Origin of the sequence: Bifidobacterium parmae, assembly GCF_002860365.1 — a bacterium.
GTDB lineage: Bacteria > Actinomycetota > Actinomycetes > Actinomycetales > Bifidobacteriaceae > Bifidobacterium > Bifidobacterium parmae.
This window is the reverse complement of sequence record NZ_NMWT01000013.1, coordinates 141,471-159,224: the sequence shown is the minus strand read 5'-3', so window position 1 is coordinate 159,224 and position 17,754 is coordinate 141,471. Positions and strand designations below refer to the sequence as shown.

12 protein-coding genes are annotated in these 17,754 nt (G+C 59.7%); 5 read left to right on the top strand and 7 right to left on the bottom strand.

Annotation, left to right across the window (positions count from 1 at the left end):
* Positions 1 to 1,249: cell wall-binding repeat-containing protein (locus Uis4E_RS06085; RefSeq protein WP_133125408.1), on the top strand; the 1,249-nt coding region annotated here is incomplete at its 5' end.
* A 151-nt stretch (positions 1,250 to 1,400) separates the two neighbouring features.
* Here Uis4E_RS06085 and Uis4E_RS06080 read toward each other — a convergent pair.
* Positions 1,401 to 3,341 carry a cell wall-binding repeat-containing protein gene (locus tag Uis4E_RS06080; RefSeq protein WP_101622309.1) on the bottom strand — a complete coding sequence of 647 codons (1,941 nt, stop codon included), beginning with the start codon at positions 3,339 to 3,341 and terminating at the stop codon, positions 1,401 to 1,403.
* A 259-nt stretch (positions 3,342 to 3,600) separates the two neighbouring features.
* Positions 3,601 to 5,427, bottom strand: a complete 1,827-nt coding sequence (locus Uis4E_RS06075) for a hypothetical protein (protein WP_133125407.1) — start codon at positions 5,425 to 5,427, stop codon at positions 3,601 to 3,603.
* A gap of 201 nt (positions 5,428 to 5,628) precedes the next feature.
* Here Uis4E_RS06075 and Uis4E_RS06070 point away from each other — a divergent pair, with 201 nt between their 5' ends.
* A complete protein-coding gene (locus Uis4E_RS06070; RefSeq protein ID WP_101622307.1) occupies positions 5,629 to 6,615 on the top strand; it encodes a glycosyltransferase family 2 protein in 987 nt (328 codons plus the stop codon).
* Between the two features lie 59 nt (positions 6,616 to 6,674).
* The gene (locus Uis4E_RS06065) at positions 6,675 to 7,790 is read left to right on the top strand and encodes an acyltransferase (RefSeq protein WP_101622306.1); all 1,116 of its coding nucleotides are present in this window, start codon (positions 6,675 to 6,677) and stop codon (positions 7,788 to 7,790) included.
* Here Uis4E_RS06065 and Uis4E_RS06060 read toward each other — a convergent pair.
* From Uis4E_RS06060 to Uis4E_RS06040, 5 genes are all read right to left on the bottom strand, one after another.
* Positions 7,762 to 9,342 (bottom strand): hypothetical protein, encoded by a 1,581-nt coding sequence (locus Uis4E_RS06060; RefSeq protein ID WP_165784877.1) that lies wholly within the window; start codon positions 9,340 to 9,342, stop codon positions 7,762 to 7,764. The genes Uis4E_RS06065 and Uis4E_RS06060 overlap by 29 nt on opposite strands.
* Positions 9,343 to 9,553: 211 nt before the next feature.
* On the bottom strand, positions 9,554 to 11,254 hold the full coding sequence (locus Uis4E_RS06055) for a DUF6020 family protein (protein WP_101622304.1): 1,701 nt from the start codon (positions 11,252 to 11,254) through the stop codon (positions 9,554 to 9,556).
* A 40-nt stretch (positions 11,255 to 11,294) separates the two neighbouring features.
* A complete protein-coding gene (locus Uis4E_RS06050) occupies positions 11,295 to 12,551 on the bottom strand; it encodes an ABC transporter ATP-binding protein (RefSeq protein WP_101622303.1) in 1,257 nt (418 codons plus the stop codon).
* A complete protein-coding gene (locus Uis4E_RS06045) occupies positions 12,551 to 13,384 on the bottom strand; it encodes an ABC transporter permease (protein WP_101622302.1) in 834 nt (277 codons plus the stop codon). The genes Uis4E_RS06050 and Uis4E_RS06045 overlap by 1 nt, the downstream gene beginning before the upstream one ends.
* A 115-nt stretch (positions 13,385 to 13,499) precedes the next feature.
* Positions 13,500 to 14,687, bottom strand: coding sequence for a glycosyltransferase family 2 protein (locus Uis4E_RS06040; protein ID WP_165784876.1), 1,188 nt, complete (start codon positions 14,685 to 14,687; stop codon positions 13,500 to 13,502).
* Between the two features lie 164 nt (positions 14,688 to 14,851).
* Here Uis4E_RS06040 and Uis4E_RS06035 point away from each other — a divergent pair, with 164 nt between their 5' ends.
* Positions 14,852 to 15,724, top strand: a complete 873-nt coding sequence (locus Uis4E_RS06035; protein ID WP_165784875.1) for an acyltransferase family protein — start codon at positions 14,852 to 14,854, stop codon at positions 15,722 to 15,724.
* A 380-nt stretch (positions 15,725 to 16,104) separates the two neighbouring features.
* Complete coding sequence (locus tag Uis4E_RS06030) at positions 16,105 to 17,703, top strand: NAD(P)/FAD-dependent oxidoreductase (protein WP_101622299.1); 1,599 nt, start codon at positions 16,105 to 16,107, stop codon at positions 17,701 to 17,703.
* The last annotated feature ends 51 nt before the right edge of the window (positions 17,704 to 17,754 follow it).

Here is a 17,754-nt window from a genome sequence, read left to right as displayed (position 1 = left end):
CGGTTCGCGGTATGACTTCGACGCAACGCCCGTGACCGGCGACCTCGCCTTATATGCGCATTGGACGGAGGTTCCTCCGGCGCCGTCGCATGCGACGGTTTGGTTTGATTCGGTTGGTGGTTCGTCGGTGTCGTCGCAGTCGGTGGAGGTCGGCAAGCCGGTGTCCCGTCCTGCGGATCCGTCGCGTGACGGCTACGTGTTCGACGGCTGGTATACGGAGAGGACGGGCGGCGAGGAGTACGACTTCTCCGCCCCGGTGAACGGCAACGTCACCCTGTACGCGCACTGGACGAGGAAACAGGCCGAGAAGGGCGCGTTGAAGCGTCTTGCGGGCGCGACGCGTTATGAGACGATGGGCGCGGTGGTGTCGGCGGGGTTCCCGGGCCGGTCGGAGTACGTGGTGGTCGCGTCGGGCGACAACTTCCCGGACGCCTTGTCGGCCTCGTCCCTGGCGGGCGGGTTGAAGGCGCCGATCGTGCTGACGGGTTCGGGTGGTCTGAACGCGGTGGCGCGTGAGCGTGTCCGTGCGTCGGGCGCGAGCAAGGCGGTCGTGATCGGCAGCACGGTCGCCGTGAGCGCGGCGGCGGCCTCCGAGTTGCGGTCGATGGGCCTGTCGGTGGACCGCATCCAGGGGTCGAACCGCTACGACACGAACGTGGAGGTGTACAAGGCGGGCAGGCGTCTGGGCGTCGACTGGTCGGACAAGCTGATCGTCGCGACGGGCGAGGGCTATGCGGACGCCCTGTCGATCAGCTCGTACGCGTACAGGAACGCGGCGCCGATCCTGCTGGCGACCCCGACGTCGGGCCTGTCGGCGGACGCGGTGTCGGCCATCGGGTCGGGCTCGTTCTCGTCGGCGGTGATCGTCGGCAGCAACGTGGTCGTGTCGGATTGGGTGGATTTCGCCCAGCTGCCGGCCCTGGGCGTGGCTTCGGAGCGCGTGGCCGGTCCGACGCGCTATGAGACGAGCGCGAAGGTCGCGGAGTGGTGCGTGAAGCAGGGCATGGGCATGGACGGCGCGGTGTTCGCGTCGGGCGAGGGGTTCGCGGACGCCTTGGCGGCGGGTCCTCTGGCGGGCAGGTCGAACGCGGCGCTGATGCTGGTGCGTGACCCGTCGTCGCCCGCGATCGCCCTGGCCGGCAAGCACGCGAAGGACGTGTCGAAGGCGTGGGTCGTCGGATCGGATGTCGTCGTCGACAACCAGACCATGCACACCATCGCCGACACACTCGGACTGGAAGTGGAGTAGTCCGACTTTGGCGCTCGTAGTCTTGCGGGCTTGGCCGTAGGATTCCGCGGGCCGCGACCGCCAAGCATGAAGTAGGGGGTGCGGTTCATCAGATTTGAACCGCACCCCCTACTTCATTGGTCTCGCCCTTCCGAGCGGGGAGGACCGATCATCATGCCATCGTCTTCGCGATTGCCGATGCCGTCGACCCGGAAATCGCGAGCTGCGAGCCGAACAGTATGGTGATCTTCAGACCGCGGCCGCGGGCCCAGGAGATGGACGGAGAGGAGGAGTCCTTGACCAGCAGCAGCGGAATCGCCACACCTCCGGCGAGCGACGTGCCGGCCAACGCGTCCGGGTAGTTCTCTCCGGAGGCGAAGGCGGCGCCCGTCGCATCGAATTCTCCGGTGGACATGATCCAATTCGCGACCTTGACGCTGGTGTCGTAGCGGGTCGAACCGCCCAGACGCGTCACGGAGATGCCGAGCGACCTGACCTGTGATGCAACGGCGTCGGACACGACGGTGTTGCTGCCGACGATGACCACACGGTTGAACCCGCCGGTCGCGAGACTGCGGCCGATGGAGGCCGGCAGTGTCTTGCCCTTGCCCACCAGGAAGATCGGCGCCTTGGTGTGGTACGCGTACGGTGAGATGCCCAGCGCATCAGCATAGCCGTCGCCGCAGGAGATGATGGCGGTCGAACTCCAATCGATACCCAATCGGGATGCGCCCTGCTTGTAGATCTCCTCGGCGGTCTCATAGCGGGTCGAACCGTGGATGCCTGTCACCAGCTGTCCGTTGGAAGGCAGCAGCGAACGCAGCTCGTTGAGTGTCGATTGCGGGATGATGTTCGTTCCGCCGATCACGACGATACGGTTGGGTGACAATGCCGTGATGCGTTCGCGTGCCTGTGGCGACAGGGAGCTTTGGCTTGTCGTGACGAGCGGCGCGTCCAAGGCTCCGGCCAGTGCGCCGGAGGCCAGGGCGTCAGGGTAGTTGTCGCCGGATGTCACGACCACCGTGTCCGAGTGGCCGGAGAACGCGCCTTTCACGATCTCCGCCATCGTGTCGTAGCGGGTCGCGCCGCCGTAGCGGGCCATCAGCTTGACGATTGCGTTCAGCGTGAGGTTCAGACGTGACGTGGTCGGGAACTCGCCCGTCACCGTGGTCCTGCCGACGTTCTTGCCGCCGACGTATACGCCGCCGTCGGAACCCGAGTATAGTTTCGCGATGTTCTCGTTGCCGGTATCCCATGTCATGAAGGCGTTGCGGTAATGCACGCCGTAGCTCACCGATTGGTTCTGCGCCTGTCCGTTGCTGTCGTGGTAGGTGCCGCGGATGGTCACGTCATATTCGGGCAGCGGAAGGACGTTGTTCGTGCCGATGCCGAGATACATGTCGGAACGGTCGATCGAGGCGTTGGTGATGAACGAGTCGGGCAGTTGGATGAGCACGCTCTCCTGCTGGTTGTCTGCCGACCCGTTCATGCCGTTACCGCTGTCCGAGCTGAAGCACTGCACCCAGTACATGCCGTACCCCCACGGCACGTATACGGCGGCCATGCCCACGGACTTGAACGAGCCTTCGATCATGTTCTGGTAATGGCCGGGGGAGTTGCGCCACTGGTTGAACGTGCCTTGCGCGTTGTCGCTGCCGGCGGCGATGTTCTCGCCGTTGACGAAGATCTGACTGCCGTAACCCAGATCGTCGGCCGCGGTGTACGGCTGCTGGCCGTTGGGACGCGTATGCGCGAAGTATTCGGTGATTTCGGCGGCACGCAGCATGGCGATCTGCTCCAGGCGCGTATCCCATTGCAGGGAGCTGCGGCCCACACCGGAACGCAGGCCGTTGACCAGGTTCAGCATGGAACGGGCGGAGGTCTGCTGGTAGATCACGGTACGCGGAATCGGAATCGTGCCGGATGAGGCACGTGCAGAGCGTAGTTTTCCGTTGCCGTCCCCGTTATCGGCTGCGGTCGCTTCCGATTCGGTCAGCGGATCGCCCAACGCGGTCTGGCCGTTCAACGTGCCATTCGTAGGGTCTCCCTCCTGAATCTGCACGTTATCCGCGGTGCCGCTGTTTTGGTCGTCCTGCCCGGTCCAGGCGTTCATATCGGCTGTCGCCGTGGCTGTGGCTCGCTGGGCCCAGTCCGACAGGTCCTTCGACGCCGACTGTTCCTGCGCTGTCGCTGCGGGAACGAATCCCGCGACGCATAACGCCAGTGTGGCGCATGCCGCGGCGAGCGCCCGGCCGATTCTTCTTCCTGTGGTTCTCACTTTGATTCTCCCCCTTATAGCGTCATCACTAATCAGGCTGTCTCCCGATGGGCGGGAAACAGCCTGATTGTATCATCTGCGGGGAACGAGGCGCTTACTCTCCGTAAGCGCGTGTGCGGTGTCGGCGGCGGACGATGACACCGCCGACCGCCATGCCGATGGCGCTGATCCACGAGCAGGCAAACGCCAGCTTCCATGCCAACGGTTCCCGGAACCGGACGCGCACGGTGCCGTCGAACCCTCTGGGCACCTTCACCGCGAGCAGGTTCGTGGCGCTGTCCGTCCGGGTGAGCGTGCAATCCGCGGAACCGGTGTACTGCGTCTCGACGACGTAATGAGGGTACGCCAGCAACGGCAGCACCACTTCGCCGTCTCGCCGCGCTGCCGCGGCGAATGTCACGGTGGTGCCGGTTTTGCTGAAATCTGTGACGGTGACGCCATCATCCGCCTTCGGCAGACTGCCGGCAGGGTATCGTTCCTCCAGCGTGGCGACGTCGGTTCCCTTGGGCAGATACTCCGCTCCGGCGAGACCATTGTTCTCGGCCATGGTGACCTGTTCGAACGGAGCCAACGCCTTGGCGTTGGTCATATACGTGGAGACGGTGACACCGCCCTCCGCAAGACCGAACACCAGCAGCACGGCGAACACGATGTTCGCATAGCGCGCGAACTGACCGTCCGCGGCAAGCAGCCTGAATCCGAGTCCGCCGAGCAGAATCATCGCCAACACCACGAAACTGGTGAATCGCGCCGGGAACTGGACCGTCGCCAATATCGCGGTAATCGGGCGGAGACGTTCGGAGGACCACGGGAAGAACGTGGTCGTGAGCCACGCGCAGAACATGCCGGCGACCAGCGGCGGCACGCCCCATCGCAGCGTCGTACGGAATGTGCCGTCATGCCGTCTCACAAGCGTCAGCAGCACGAACCACAGGAACGCGAACCCCATGGTCGCCCACCCCAGCGAGTAGGGCAGTTGCCCCGAGAAGGCGGAACTCTCCGGGAACTGCGTCATCGGCGAGAACAGCAGGAACATGCGGCCCGGCTCCAACGCCTTGCCGGTCGCCAACGCGACCTTGTCGGCGGCGCTGATGGAGAACACCGCAAGATCGGCGTGCAGCGTGTAGTCGAGGAACGGCACGAGAAAGCCCGCGCTCAACAGCAGCGTGCCCACTCCCGCGGCCAGCAGCCGAAGCCACACGCGCAACGCATGGTTGTAGACGAGCAGCACGATGATCGCCGGAGCGAACGCGATGACGGTCATCTCCGTGCTGAGCACATGGGAGTTGATGATGCCCGTGGCGGCGGCCGCGCACAACAGCCAACCCCAATTGGGAGCATCGGCCGAACGCCTACGGCCGGTCTGCGCCGCGCGCGACGGCCGTTTCGCTCCTGATGCGCCGGTATCCGGTCTGAACACCTCGTAGACGCCCAACGCCAACACCGGGAAGAAGAATATGGCAAGCCATTCGGCGACGGCGCCACGAGGGTAGACGTCGGAAAGCCGGTATGCGGAAAGCGACCACAAGGTGCCGGCGAGGATTCCGATCTTCCGCGAGGAGAAGATCCGCTTGAAACAGACGTATGCGACCAACACGGACAGTGCGTTGAATGCGACGGCGAACACCTGATAGGCATGCACGACGGACAATCCAAGAACGTTCAGCACCGCCGGGATATACAGCAACGCATCCGGGTACATGACGGAATTCGGATAACCATAACCATGAAGCTGCACGGTCTGCATGCGCACCGGGAACTGGCCGTTCTCCAGCCCGTCCGCAATGCCTTTGATGCGGAACAGGTGGTAATCGAAATCCGCACCCCATAACGCCGTGCGGGAGAGGAGCGGAATATTTGCGATGACGATGGTCGCCAACAGGATGACCGCCACGATGATGCGTTTCTGACGTTCCGTCAACGCAGCGCTATCCGCAGACGTGCCGATCCCATTCGTCTCCGTGCCGATGATGCCCTCCACTGAACCTTCCTCTCCCGTGCGGAAGAGGCGGCGGCGCTCGCCGGTCGTTCCCGCATCCGCAGATCACAGTCATTGTACAATCCTCTACAGTGGCTGATGCGTGAGCAAAGCGTGACGGGCGGCGCGACGAAAGGACGGAAGATGACGGAATCCAGGCGGACGTTGACGGTGATGGTGCCCTGCTACAACGAGCAGGAGTCGCTGCCGCTGCTGTTCGAACGGATGGACGCGCTCATCGCGGAAAGCTCGAAGGCCGATGCCGTCGACTACACGCTGATGTTCGTCGACGACGGCTCTTCGGACAACACTCGTCCGCTCATCAAGGAGTACGCGGCCTCGCACCCGTATGCCGAATACGTGTTCCTGTCGCGCAACTTCGGCAAGGAGAAGGCCATGTTCGCGGGCATCGAGCACACGCATACGGATGGTCTCATCATCATCGATGCCGACCTGCAGGATCCTCCCGAACTCATCCCGCAGATGATCGAACTGTGGCGTGCCGGCTACGACGACGTGTACGCGCGCCGCCGCAGCCGTGACGGCGAAAGCTGGCTGAAAAAGGCCACGAGCCGCTGGTATTACGACATCCTGCAGAGGATGGCGGGCATCGCCATCCAGAAGGATACGGGTGATTTCCGTCTGCTCGACCGCAAGTGCATCGACGCGCTCAAGCGGCTCGACGAGTCGGAACGCAATTCGAAGGCGTTGTTCAGCTGGATCGGGTTCCGCAAGATCGAATTCCTCTACGACCGTGACAAGCGCGCCGCCGGCACGACGCACTGGAACTATTGGAAGCTGTTCCATCTGGCGATGGACGGCATCACCAGCTTCTCCACCGCGCCATTGAACATCGCGATCTGGCTGGGCGGCATCACATCGTTCAGCGCGGTCGTCTACGCGTTGGTGATTCTCGTCAAGACGCTTGTGCAGGGCATCGACGTGCCCGGCTACGCCTCCACGATGATGGTGGTGCTTCTTCTCGGCGGCGCGCAGCTCCTCTGCCTCGGCATCATCGGCGAATACCTGGGCCGCATCTTCAAACAGACCAAGGGCCGCCCCAACTATCTCGTCCAGGAGGAGAAGATCAACGATTCCGAGCAGGGCACTCCGGATCCGGATGGGCGATGACGGATCGGCTTCGGCGGTCTTCCCTATAGTGGAGACGAATCGACGGGAGAGGATGGCACATGACGACCGAAACCAGGACCGGGACTGAGGCGGTGAAGGCCGCCACGCGGCATTGGGAGTTCGTGGACGTGCTCAACGTGCTCGCGTGCCTCGCGGTGATTCTGCTGCACGTGTCGCTGAACGCGTTCACGCCCGAGCCGTCACACGCGTGGGTGAAGGCCGTCGCGTTCCAGGCGGTCGGCATCTTCGCCGTCCCCGTGTACTTCATGATCAGCGGCATGAACCTGCTGGGCTACCGGCGGCGATACTCCACGCGCGTGTTCTTCAAGAAGCGGCTGTGGCGCGTCGGTAAGGCTCTGGTCCTGGCCAGCCTCGTCTGCTACCTGCTGTTCGGCCTGTTCCCCGCGGCGTTCGGCACACAGGCGGTCGCCGACTCGTTCGGCCCGGTGGATTTCGTGCGCCGCTTCCTCACGGACGATGTCAACAGCTTCTACTGGTTCCTGTACTCGATCATCTACCTGTACATGATCACGCCGCTGCTGTCGTTGGCCGCCGACGACAAGCGGCTGATGCGGTATCTCATCGTTGTGGACTTCGCCATCGCGTGGGGCGTGCCGCTGCTGGAACGATTGGGCGTGGCGGAACAGTATTTCACGTCGTCGCTGCACTGGCCGCTCTACATGTCGCAGGACATGCTGTACTTCCTGCTCGGCTACTATCTCGTCCACCACGTCGAATGGCGCATCCCCGCGTGGGTGTGGCTGCTGGTCGCCGCTGCTTCCGCCGCGGTGATGTTCGGCACCGCATTGTGGATCAATGGGTATTTCAGCGGCGCGTTGTCGGGCGAATACCATAATTACGGCATCAACGGCTCTCCCGTGCGCGTGGTGGAATCCGTCGCCGTGTTCATGCTGTTCCGCGGGCTGGAACCGCGCCTGCGCGCGTTGCCGGCGCGGGTGCGCGGCCTAATCCGCACACTGTCCGGCGCGGTGCTCGGCGTCTACCTGTTCCACCTGCCGGTCGTCAACTGGCTCACGAACAACGTGCATGGTGCGCCGGGCGAGATGCTCGCCCGGTTCCCGCTGCTGCGGCTCGTCGTGATCTACGTGGTCACGGCGGCAATCGTGATCGCGGTGAAACAGGGCATCAGGATCGCGCGACGTGCGATCCGGTGATGTTCCCGTTGCGCTTGCGGCTCTGCCGTGTCCGATAACGCCGAACCAGCGGGGTCGCCACGACGGCGATGATCGACAACGCGGACGTGGCTTCCGCGATACGCCATGATGCCGGTTCGACGTAGGTGATGGTCACGTCGCCCGAATACTCCTTATCGAACCTGACGGTCATCACACCGTTCCTGCCGGATGACAGCGATGCATAATCCTTCGCCGGCGAGATGATGCGGTAGTTCGGATACATGAACAAGGGGATGCGCACGGTCGCTCCCTCCGATGCCTTATCAACGGAGAACGTCACCGTGCCGTTATCCTGCCGATATCCGCTGATGGATGTCCCGTCGGCGTGTGCGGTGCGATCCAATCCCGTTTTCAACGTATCCATGTCGAATGATTGGGGCAGATATTCGCCGTTGCCGATGTCTCCGTTGTACTCACGACTGGTTTGGGTCAGCGTCGGGAACGCATCCGTCGGAACGGAGTTCTGCAGCCATGTAGTGGAGGCGACACCGGCCTCCAGAAAAGCCAGAACCATCAATCCCGCTCCCAGCCTGCGCGCCAGACCTGCATACCGTTCGCTGAAACCAAGACAGCACATGCCGGCTCCCGCGGTGATCACCAGCAGCATGCTGGCGACGCCGACAAGACGCCACGGGAATTGGATGTTCGCGAGAACCCTGATACCTGCATTCCACAGAGAGAACCGGCTCTCATGCCAGGGGAACAGGTTCGTCGAGACGAACGAGAGCGTCGCCGCCAAGGCCAGAGACACCCATCCGATGCCATAGGCGAGCCGCTGAGATGACGACAGACCGCGAGGCTTCACGAGCACGGCGAGGATGAACAGGCACATGCCACCCAGAATCGCCCAGCCCAAAGCATATGGCATTTCCTGACCGACCTGATCGGCGGTCTTGAAGTTCGCGCCGCTCATCGGGACGAACAGCATGAGCAGCTGCGCTGGCTCGATGGCATTCCCGCCGGTGTTCACCACGCGCAGAGACGCATCGATGTGCGTGATCCTCATATCGGCATGCGCGTAATAATCCAGGAACGGAACCACATACCAGAGGCAGGCGCCCAACGCTGCCAGCACGGACCGGCCGATCTGCCTCCATGCACGAAGAGAGTGATTCCGAATCAGACCGATGACGGCCACCACTCCTGCGGGGATGACGATCAGTACGATGCTGATGACATGCGACATCACGATACCGACCATGCCTCCGCCCAACCACAGCCACGCATATCGGCGCTCCTCGAAGAAGAGCGCATACAGTCCGTACAGGAGGATGACGGCGAACAGCAGCGCCATGTACTCGCCGACCGCGCCACGCATATACATGTCTTCCAGCCGGTACGGGGCCAACGTCCATAGGGCGCTTGCAACTATGGCAATGGCATTGGAGCCGAACACGCGTTTCGCGCACAGGAACGTGGTTCCCGCGGTCGCCGCGTTGACCAGCAGCACGAACACCTTGTAGGCGCTGTTGACGGAAAGCCCCAGTGCATGCAGAATCGCCGGAATATATAGGAAGATGTCGCCGTACATGATGGAGACGGGATAACCATATCCATCGACCTGCGAATACTGCATGCGGACAGGGAACTGCCCGTGTCGGAGCCCGTTCGCGATGCCTTCGATGCGGAACAGGTGGAACACCGTGTCCTGCCAAGGGGTCCTCGGCAGGAACGTCATGAACATGGGAAGGCTGGACGCCATCCAGATCAGGATGAGAAGGAATATGAGAATGCGCTTCTTCTCACGCGGATCGTCGTTGTTCATCGTCTTCATTCCCCTCTTGTCTGAATCCAGCTTCGCGCAGCACCGATACGAGGAACAGTGGTATCACGCACATCAGTTGCAGGATGTACCGGGTCGGTTCGCCTCCCATTGCCGAGATGGGAACCATCAGCAGACAAGCGAAGCTCATATTGAGCGGCATCATCGCTACAAGTCGCTGGAATTTGCCTTTGCCGGGGCGCAGCACCTCGTAGAGCAGGAAGAACGGGATGATGGATGCCCACAGCGCTTTCGTGAACAGGAGATTGAGCACCGGCACGGACTGGGCGGCGTCGTATACATCGCGTACCGTGCTGCCCGCCTTCGACTTCACCGGCCATTGCGGCACGAAATCCAGAATCTGTTTGTTGAACCATTCCGAATCGGTGAGCACCACCATGTATGCGGGCGTGCCGTCATAGCTGCGGAAGTCGAACCATCCTTGGACCAGACCGAGGTAGGCCTCCAGATTGCCCACGGGATGTTCGGCGGACTTCCGTACCCAGAGCTTCAGGAAATCGCCCATCAAATCCGGGTTCTTCAGGCTTCTGAGCTTGACGGGGTCAGCGCTATAGAACGTATAGACCTCGGGGATCTTGTCATAGTCGACGGAGAGAAAGTCGGAGACGAGCTGGCGGTCCGTCGCGGACATGTCGCCCCCGCCGTATTTCACGTCATGGGCGACCATCTGAATCGCATAGGGGATCGCTTCCTGTTTGCCGCCTGGCTGCGCGTGGACGGCGGGAAGCGCCACCTTGGGAATGAAGACCAGCATGATTGCCGCGATCAGCACGCCCAATGCGGCCACCACGATTTTGGTTCGCTTCGCCAGGCCAAGCGCACATAGGAAGATGAGCGATGGGACGATGATGTACACGCAGGGCTTCTTCGTCAGGCAGGACAACAGGCCGGTGGCGAACAGTCCCACGTAGAGCATCGGAGGTACGACCGACTTCCTGCGTCGAATCACCTCGACGAACAGCAGGCAGAACGGCGTGAAGAACAATGCGGAGAGCGTGTCCTTCACCAGTGAGGAGAATAGGATCGGAAACGCGGGGAAGAGCGCATACAACATGAGCTCCAACGTGCAGATGACCTTGTTGGCTCCAAGCCGCGCGCAGTACATGACGGTCAAGGCGAGCATCAACGGCATGAACAGCTGCTGCAGCAGCACCAGTATGTAGAGGCCCATAATCGGATTGCCGAACAGGGATTGGCCGATATCGGCCATGCCGCCGTACAGCATCGTCACCAGGAACGGATGATGATCGGTGAACACGTTGGCGCCGTAATGCTCCAGCAACTGGCCGGAGTCGTCCGCCCAGTACACGCCCGGGAACAGCATCACCATATAGGGCAGCCAGCACACGAGGATGACGCCCCACAGCTTCAGCAGTGCGCGGGGCGTCCATGAGTAATCCAACAGCTTGCAGATCGCCGGGTCGGCGGCACTCTCCGGGCGCCCGGCGACGAGTGTTCCGGCGCGGACGCGTTCGCGGAACAGGTCCACACCGATGAACGCCACGACGAAGAGGAGGACGAACATCGCCATGCGCAGCCATACGGATACATGGTTCAGATAGAGTCGGCCATCCGTGTTGACGATGGCGTCGCACAGGCCGAACACTATCCCCAGAACAATCGGCACGGCGATTCTGCCCTGCCGCAGATGCTGCAGCACCGTGGTTCCCCTCCTCATGTGTCGTCGCGTCACCGGTGTCTCAGTCCAGCTGTTTGACTTTCATCGAGCTCTTGTTGAGCAGCCCCCAGCCGTCGTTGCCGGGGATGCGCAGGGCGAAGTCGCAGGAGCGGCTTTCGTCAGTGTAGGCGAGTTGCTGGTTCGACTTGATGTTGCTCGGATCGGGTAGGGAGCGCAGCTGCGCGGTGAGACGGTAGTCGCCGTTGCAGATCGCGTCGAGCGGCAGCTTGAACGTGACGGTCTGGCGGCCGCGCTTCTTCTGACGCAGGTCGGCGGCCGTGTCGTAGATGATGCCGCCACGCTTCATGTCGAGCAAAGTGAGCGTCAGGTAGAACTCCACGTCCTCGTTGAACTCGTAGTCCACGTGGAAGCGGAACGGCTCCCTGGTCTTCACCAGTTGGGAGTCCGCGGCGCGCACGTCCAGCACGGGGACGCGCGCGCTCAGGCCGGCCGGGTAGACGCGGCCCTCGCTGTCGGCGTTCGCGGCTGCACGGGCCTTCTGTTCGGCCTCCTGCACCTTGAGGTTCTCCAGCGTGTACTGGTCGGCCACGTCGTCCTTGTTGCCGGAGACGACGATCTCGCCGTCCTTGATGAGGATGGCCTTGTCGCAGTAGCGCTTCACCGCGTCCATCGAGTGCGTGACCAGGATGATGGTCTTCGTGGGGTCCTTCTTCATCTGCGCGAAGAAGTTGTCGCACTTGCGCTGGAACGCCTCGTCACCCACGGCGAGCACCTCGTCGAGCACGAGGATGTCGCCCTGCGCCTTGATCGCGACGGAGAAGGCGAGACGCACCTGCATGCCGGAGGAGTAGTTCTTGAGCTTCTGGTCCATGAAGTCCTCAAGCTCCGCGAACTCGACGATGTCGTCGTACATCGCGTCGATCTCCTCGCGGGTGAAGCCGAGCAGCGCGCCGTTCAGGTACACGTTCTCACGGCCGGTGAGCTCCGGGTTGAAGCCCACGCCCAGTTCGATGAACGGCACGAGCTTGCCCCTCACCGTCACGCTGCCCTTCTCGGGCACGTAGATCTGGGAGATGATCTTCAGCAGCGTGGACTTGCCGGAACCGTTGCGGCCCACGATGCCGAAGAAATCGCCCTGACGGACCTCGAAGCTGATGTCCTTGAGCACGTGCTGCTCCGTGTAGCCCTTGATGCCCTTCGTCCAGTTGAGGAACGCCATCTTGAGACCCGTGGCCTGCTCGGTGGGCAGGCGGAAGCACTTCGCCACATGGTCGACCTTGAGGACGACGGGACGGTTGTCGACTGCGTGTTCGGTCATCAGAGCACCTCCGCGAACTTGGCGCTGTACTTACGGAAGATATGAACGCCCAGCCACAGCACCACCACGGACAGCACGTACGGGACCAGGCACAGCAGCTTGTTGTCCACGACGGTCCAGATGGTGGGCACGTATTCGGGGGAGAGCAGGTTGTGGCGGATGTCCATGATGGTCTGCGTGGTCGGCATGAACATCATCAGGTCGGCCGCCCAGCTGAACTCCGGGTTCTTCTGCACCATGGACAGCGGGTAGATGATAGGCGTCGCGTAGAACATCGCCTGCAGGATCACGTCCCAGATATGGCCGATGTCGCGGAAGTACACGTACAGGGAGCCGAGCAGCAGGGCGACGCCGAGCGAAATCGCATACAGCTGGATGATGCTCGGGATCACGGTGATGATGCGCCACGTGTAGTGCGCGTGGGCGAAGAAGCCGAACAGGATGACCACGCCCAGGTTGATGGCCAGGGAGATCATCGAACCCATCGTGGTGGCCGCCACGATGATGTAGTTCGGGAAGTGGATCTTGCGCAGCAGGTCGCCGCGGTCCACGATCGAACGCATGCCCATGCTCGTGGATTCGGTGAAGAACTGCCACAGGCAGGTGCCGCACAGCAGCGAGATCGGGAAGGTGGGCGTGCCGTCCGTGAACTTGAGGAACTTCACGAACACCACGTACATGACGGCGAACAGCATCAGCGGCTGGAGCACCGACCACAGCACGCCAAGGTACGATCCCTGGTAGCGGAGCTTGAAGTTGGTCTTCACCAGCTCCTTGAACACGACCAGCGCGTAATGATACCTCTCCTCGAGGCGTTTAATCACGTCTTTCACAAGCGTCCTATCCTACTCATGCGAGACAACAAGGCCACGGCCGTCAGTGTCTCTGCCCAGCGTTCCCACATATTCTAGTGGGAGGCGGGTATGTGAGAGGTGCGCCCGATCCCGCCTACTTCCGCCTGCCAAGCAAATCCTTCGCGATGGAGAACGGCGTGAGCGCCGCATGACCCACACGGTATGACGCCGATTCGTAAAGATCGCGGATTTTGCGGCTCTGAGCGGCGATATCCCGATCGCGGTCGGCGATGCGCTTCTCCAGCACCTCCACCCAGTCGCGGGTCTCGCACAGCTGACGCCACAGGTCGCCGACATGCCAATCGCCATCCAATGCGGTGAGGATCAGCTGGGAGCGCGTTTGCCGCACGAGTTCCACGAACCGGTAGTCGCGTTCTTCGTAGTAGTAGTCCTTGTCGTCCGGCAGCGCCTCCAGCAGCGGGTATGACGCGTCCATCATCGTGACCGCCGTCGGGCGTTCCAGCGATTGGACGTTCCACAGGATGAAGTGGGACACCCAGTTCTCGTAGCTGCGCTTGGTGAGCATGTGGTTGTCGATGGTCTTCAGGTGGTCGCCGATCGTCGTGACCGCGTTGAGCGCATTCTGCCAGCTCTTTTTACGCGTCGCCTCCAGAGAAGAGGCGTTATGCGTGCGATGGTGGAACAGTACCGTGTCCGTGCAGTAGATGGATTCGGCGACGGCCAGTGCCACGAATGTGAAGAACGCGTCGTTCGTCGTGCGCAGCGCTTGGAAGCGCAGGCCCTGCTCGCGGACGAAACTGGCGCGGAACAGCTTGTCCCACGGCCATCCGATGAAGCTCTGGAACGTGGTGCCCGCGTACTCCGCGTTCTGCAGCACCTGTTCCGTCGGCACGTCCTTGATGGTGTAGTCGATGAGCGACTCCTCGTGGGTTTCGGCGTCATGGCTGTTCGATCGGGCGACGACGATATCCACGCCGGTGCGTTCCGCGATGCTGGCCATCGTCTCCAGTGCATTCGGTTCGATGAAGTCGTCCGCATCGAGGAAGTACAGGTATTTGCCGGTTGCATGGTCCATGCCGTTGTTGCGGGCGACGCCGGCGTACTGGTTGGACTGTGTGAGCAGCGTGACGCGCCCGTCCTGTTCGGCGATCGACGTCACGATTTCGCGGGTGCGGTCGGTGGAGCCGTCGTCGACGACGATGATTTCGATGTCCTTCAGAGTCTGCTTGGTGACGCTCGTCACGCACTCGGCGACATATTCCTGCGCGTTGTACGCGGGGATGATGACCGAAACGAGAGGGGTTGATGATACTGCTTCCACGCCGACTCCGCTTCCTCGATAGGACAAAATATGCCGACTAGTATACCCCGCTATTGGTCATCACTTCGAAGGTTCCCTCTATATTGGGTATGGATTTGCTGGATAAGACGCATAAGGCGGCATATCGCCGTAACCGATTGGTGCGGTCTATGGAAGGAACGGTCATGCCCAATAAACCTGGTACAAGAAATGTATCCATTGAGCTGTTGCGCATCATCGCGATGTTTCTGATTCTGGCGTGTCACTTCATCATTCATTTCGATTGGAATCATCATCAGCTGCGAATCGCGCTTCAGCAAGAACCCGGCTGGCGGTCGGCATTGCGGTTTTTAATCGTGCAATACGGTCAGGTGGGTGTATCTATTTTCTTCATCATCTCCGGATACTTCCTAGTAGAAAAATCATTCAAGTGGAATCGTCTGCTGAAGACCTGGTTGCAGATGTTCTGTTACTCCATCGCTTTTCTCGTCATTGTACTGGTAATGGGTGCGTTCAGACGCTATCCTCCGGCTGTGGAGCCGGTGATGCACGGGCCAGATTTATACAAATCCATATTCGCCAGCATATTTCCGTTCCTCTACGACAGCTACTGGTTTATCGGAGCCTATCTGCTGATGCTGCTGGTCGCGCCATATCTTAATACGTTGTTTGCGACGCTGTCGAGACGCTCCATGGAAGCGCTGATTATATTGATGGGATTCTTCAGCATCCAGATTCTCGTTTTCGGCCGGACAACGAACTGGAACAATCTGGTCTACGCCATGCTGGGGTATTTGATTGGCGGTTGGCTGCGTAAGTACTATCAGGATTTCGCGGACCGGTTTAAGACATTCCCCATGCTGGGTATTATCGTATTGCTGACCGTACTGATGGCAGCTTTCAACCATTACATATCAGGACCTTCGTGGCTGGTCGACTTCATGGGATGGAAGTATCAGATTCATGACGGCATTGTGCTGTTCCCTATCATCATCGGCGCCTTGGTGTTTGTCATGGTCAGCAGAATCGATATGAATCGGTTCCCGGAGATGGTGTAGAAAGTTATCTGCACCATCGCTCCCACCACGTTCGGTATTTACCTCATCCATGAGAACTGGTTTGGATTCCGCATTGTCTGGGATTTGCTCTCTCGATTTACGATGAGGCCTAATGGTTTCATGGTTCAAAGTGCCTTTATGGTGCTGATTCTTATCGGTGTTTTCGTTCTTTTGAGTGTCATGGCATGGGTGTTTGATAAGTTAATAGTGCATCCTTTAACAAGACTTATAGTGCACTGAGAGATATTCTTAATGTTGATGTAGTTCTATATCGGAAAGTAGTTTTACTGAATTGTTGAGGATGTTAATTGTCTCCGAACTCATTTTTCGAGGGTAAGTGATATCTTTAAATAGCAATATATTGTTATACGGAGGATTATATGGCAAAGAAGGAAGTTGTCATTATCGGCGGAGGCCCGGCTGGTCTTACTGCTGCCTATGAATTGTTAAAGAACGGTGGTGCAGAACGGTATCAGGTCACGGTTCTGGAGGCCTCCGGAGAATTTGGCGGCATCTCGCGCACTGTGCGTCATAACGGCAACCGCATGGATATTGGCGGTCATCGATTCTTCTCGAAGGATGATCGTGTGATGAACTGGTGGAAGTCTATCTTGCCGCTTCAGGGCGCACCTTCGTATGATGACAAGAAACTCAATCGTCCTCATGATATGGAGCCTGGCGGCCCCGATCCGGAGAAGACCGATGAGGTGATGCTCAAGCGTCATCGTGTCTCTCGCATTTACTGGCATGGTAAGTTCTTTGATTATCCGGTGAGTCTTAAGCCCGCCACGCTGAAGAACATGGGCTTCGTCACGACGATGAAGGTGGGATTCTCCTACTTGGCTTCTCTCGTGCATAAGCTGCCGGAAAATAATCTGGAGAATTTCTATATCAATCGTTTTGGGCGGCAGCTGTATTCGATGTTCTTCGAGGGATATACGGAGAAGCTGTGGGGACGTCACCCCTCTGTCATCTCTGCAGACTGGGGATCGCAGCGTGTTAAAGGCATCAGTATCATGGCTGTTCTCAAGGATGCCTTCGGTAAGCTGTTCGGCAAGAAAAAGAAAGCTGGAGAGGGTGAAACCTCACTGATTGAGGAGTTCTGGTATCCTAAGTACGGTCCAGGCCAGCTTTGGGAGACCGTAGCCAAGCATGATGAAGACTTCGGAGCTTCTATCATTAAGCATGCCGAAGTGGTTCGATTCAACGAAACTTCTGATGGGCATATTGCATCCGTGGTATATCGGGATGCTGATGGTGCGGAGCACGTCCTTGCTGGGGATGAGTTCATCTCGTCCATGCCCATTAAGGACTTGGTCGACTCGATTGCGAGGGGAGACCAGGCTCATGCTCAGGTGCCCGCAGAGATGAAGAAAATCGCGGATGGTCTTCCGTACCGAGATTTTGTCACGGTTGGCTTCTTGGTCGATCATCTGAATCTGAAGAATGAAACCGACATCCCTACCTTGGGCCATCCTCAGATTGTCCCTGATTGCTGGATTTATGTGCAGGATACCGGCGTGAAGGTTGGGCGTATTCAGGTATTTAACAACTGGAGTCCGTATCTGGTTGAAGATGTCGACAATAAGGTTTGGATTGGTCTGGAGTACTTCTGCAACGAAGGTGACGACTTCTGGAATATGACAGATGAACAGGCCATTGAATTTGCTGCCAATGAACTGGTGGAGATGGGTATCATCGCTTCCCGCGAAGACATCCTTGATTCCCATAGGGAACGAGTCAAGAAGGCGTATCCTGCTTATTTCGACACGTGGTACCAAATCAAGGATTTGACCAAGTGGCTTGACTCCTTCGGAAATCTGTACTGTGTTGGACGAAATGGCCAGCACCGTTACAACAATATGGATCACTCCATGGCCACTGCGTTTGAAGCTGTCGATAATATTGAATCCGGACGTGCAGATAAGAAGAATGTGTGGTCGGTAAATACCGACAAGGAATATCACGAAGAGAAATAAATCTTTCGGAAACAGGGCGGGGAAGGGAAGTCTCGCCCTGTTTGTTTTTTT

Excerpts from the sequence above, each read along its gene's own strand:
- Uis4E_RS06070 (WP_101622307.1), top strand. The coding sequence starts at position 5,629 with ATGACGGAATCCAGGCGGACGTTGACGGTGATGGTGCCCTGCTACAAC.
- Uis4E_RS06080 (WP_101622309.1), bottom strand. The coding sequence starts at position 3,341 with ATGAACGCCTGGACCGGGCAGGACGACCAAAACAGCGGCACCGCGGAT.
- Uis4E_RS06050 (WP_101622303.1), bottom strand. The coding sequence starts at position 12,551 with ATGACCGAACACGCAGTCGACAACCGTCCCGTCGTCCTCAAGGTCGAC.
- Uis4E_RS06060 (WP_165784877.1), bottom strand. The coding sequence starts at position 9,342 with ATGTACGGCGACATCTTCCTATATATTCCGGCGATTCTGCATGCACTG.
- Uis4E_RS06030 (WP_101622299.1), top strand. The coding sequence starts at position 16,105 with ATGGCAAAGAAGGAAGTTGTCATTATCGGCGGAGGCCCGGCTGGTCTT.
- Uis4E_RS06035 (WP_165784875.1), top strand. The coding sequence starts at position 14,852 with ATGCCCAATAAACCTGGTACAAGAAATGTATCCATTGAGCTGTTGCGC.
- Uis4E_RS06065 (WP_101622306.1), top strand. The coding sequence starts at position 6,675 with ATGACGACCGAAACCAGGACCGGGACTGAGGCGGTGAAGGCCGCCACG.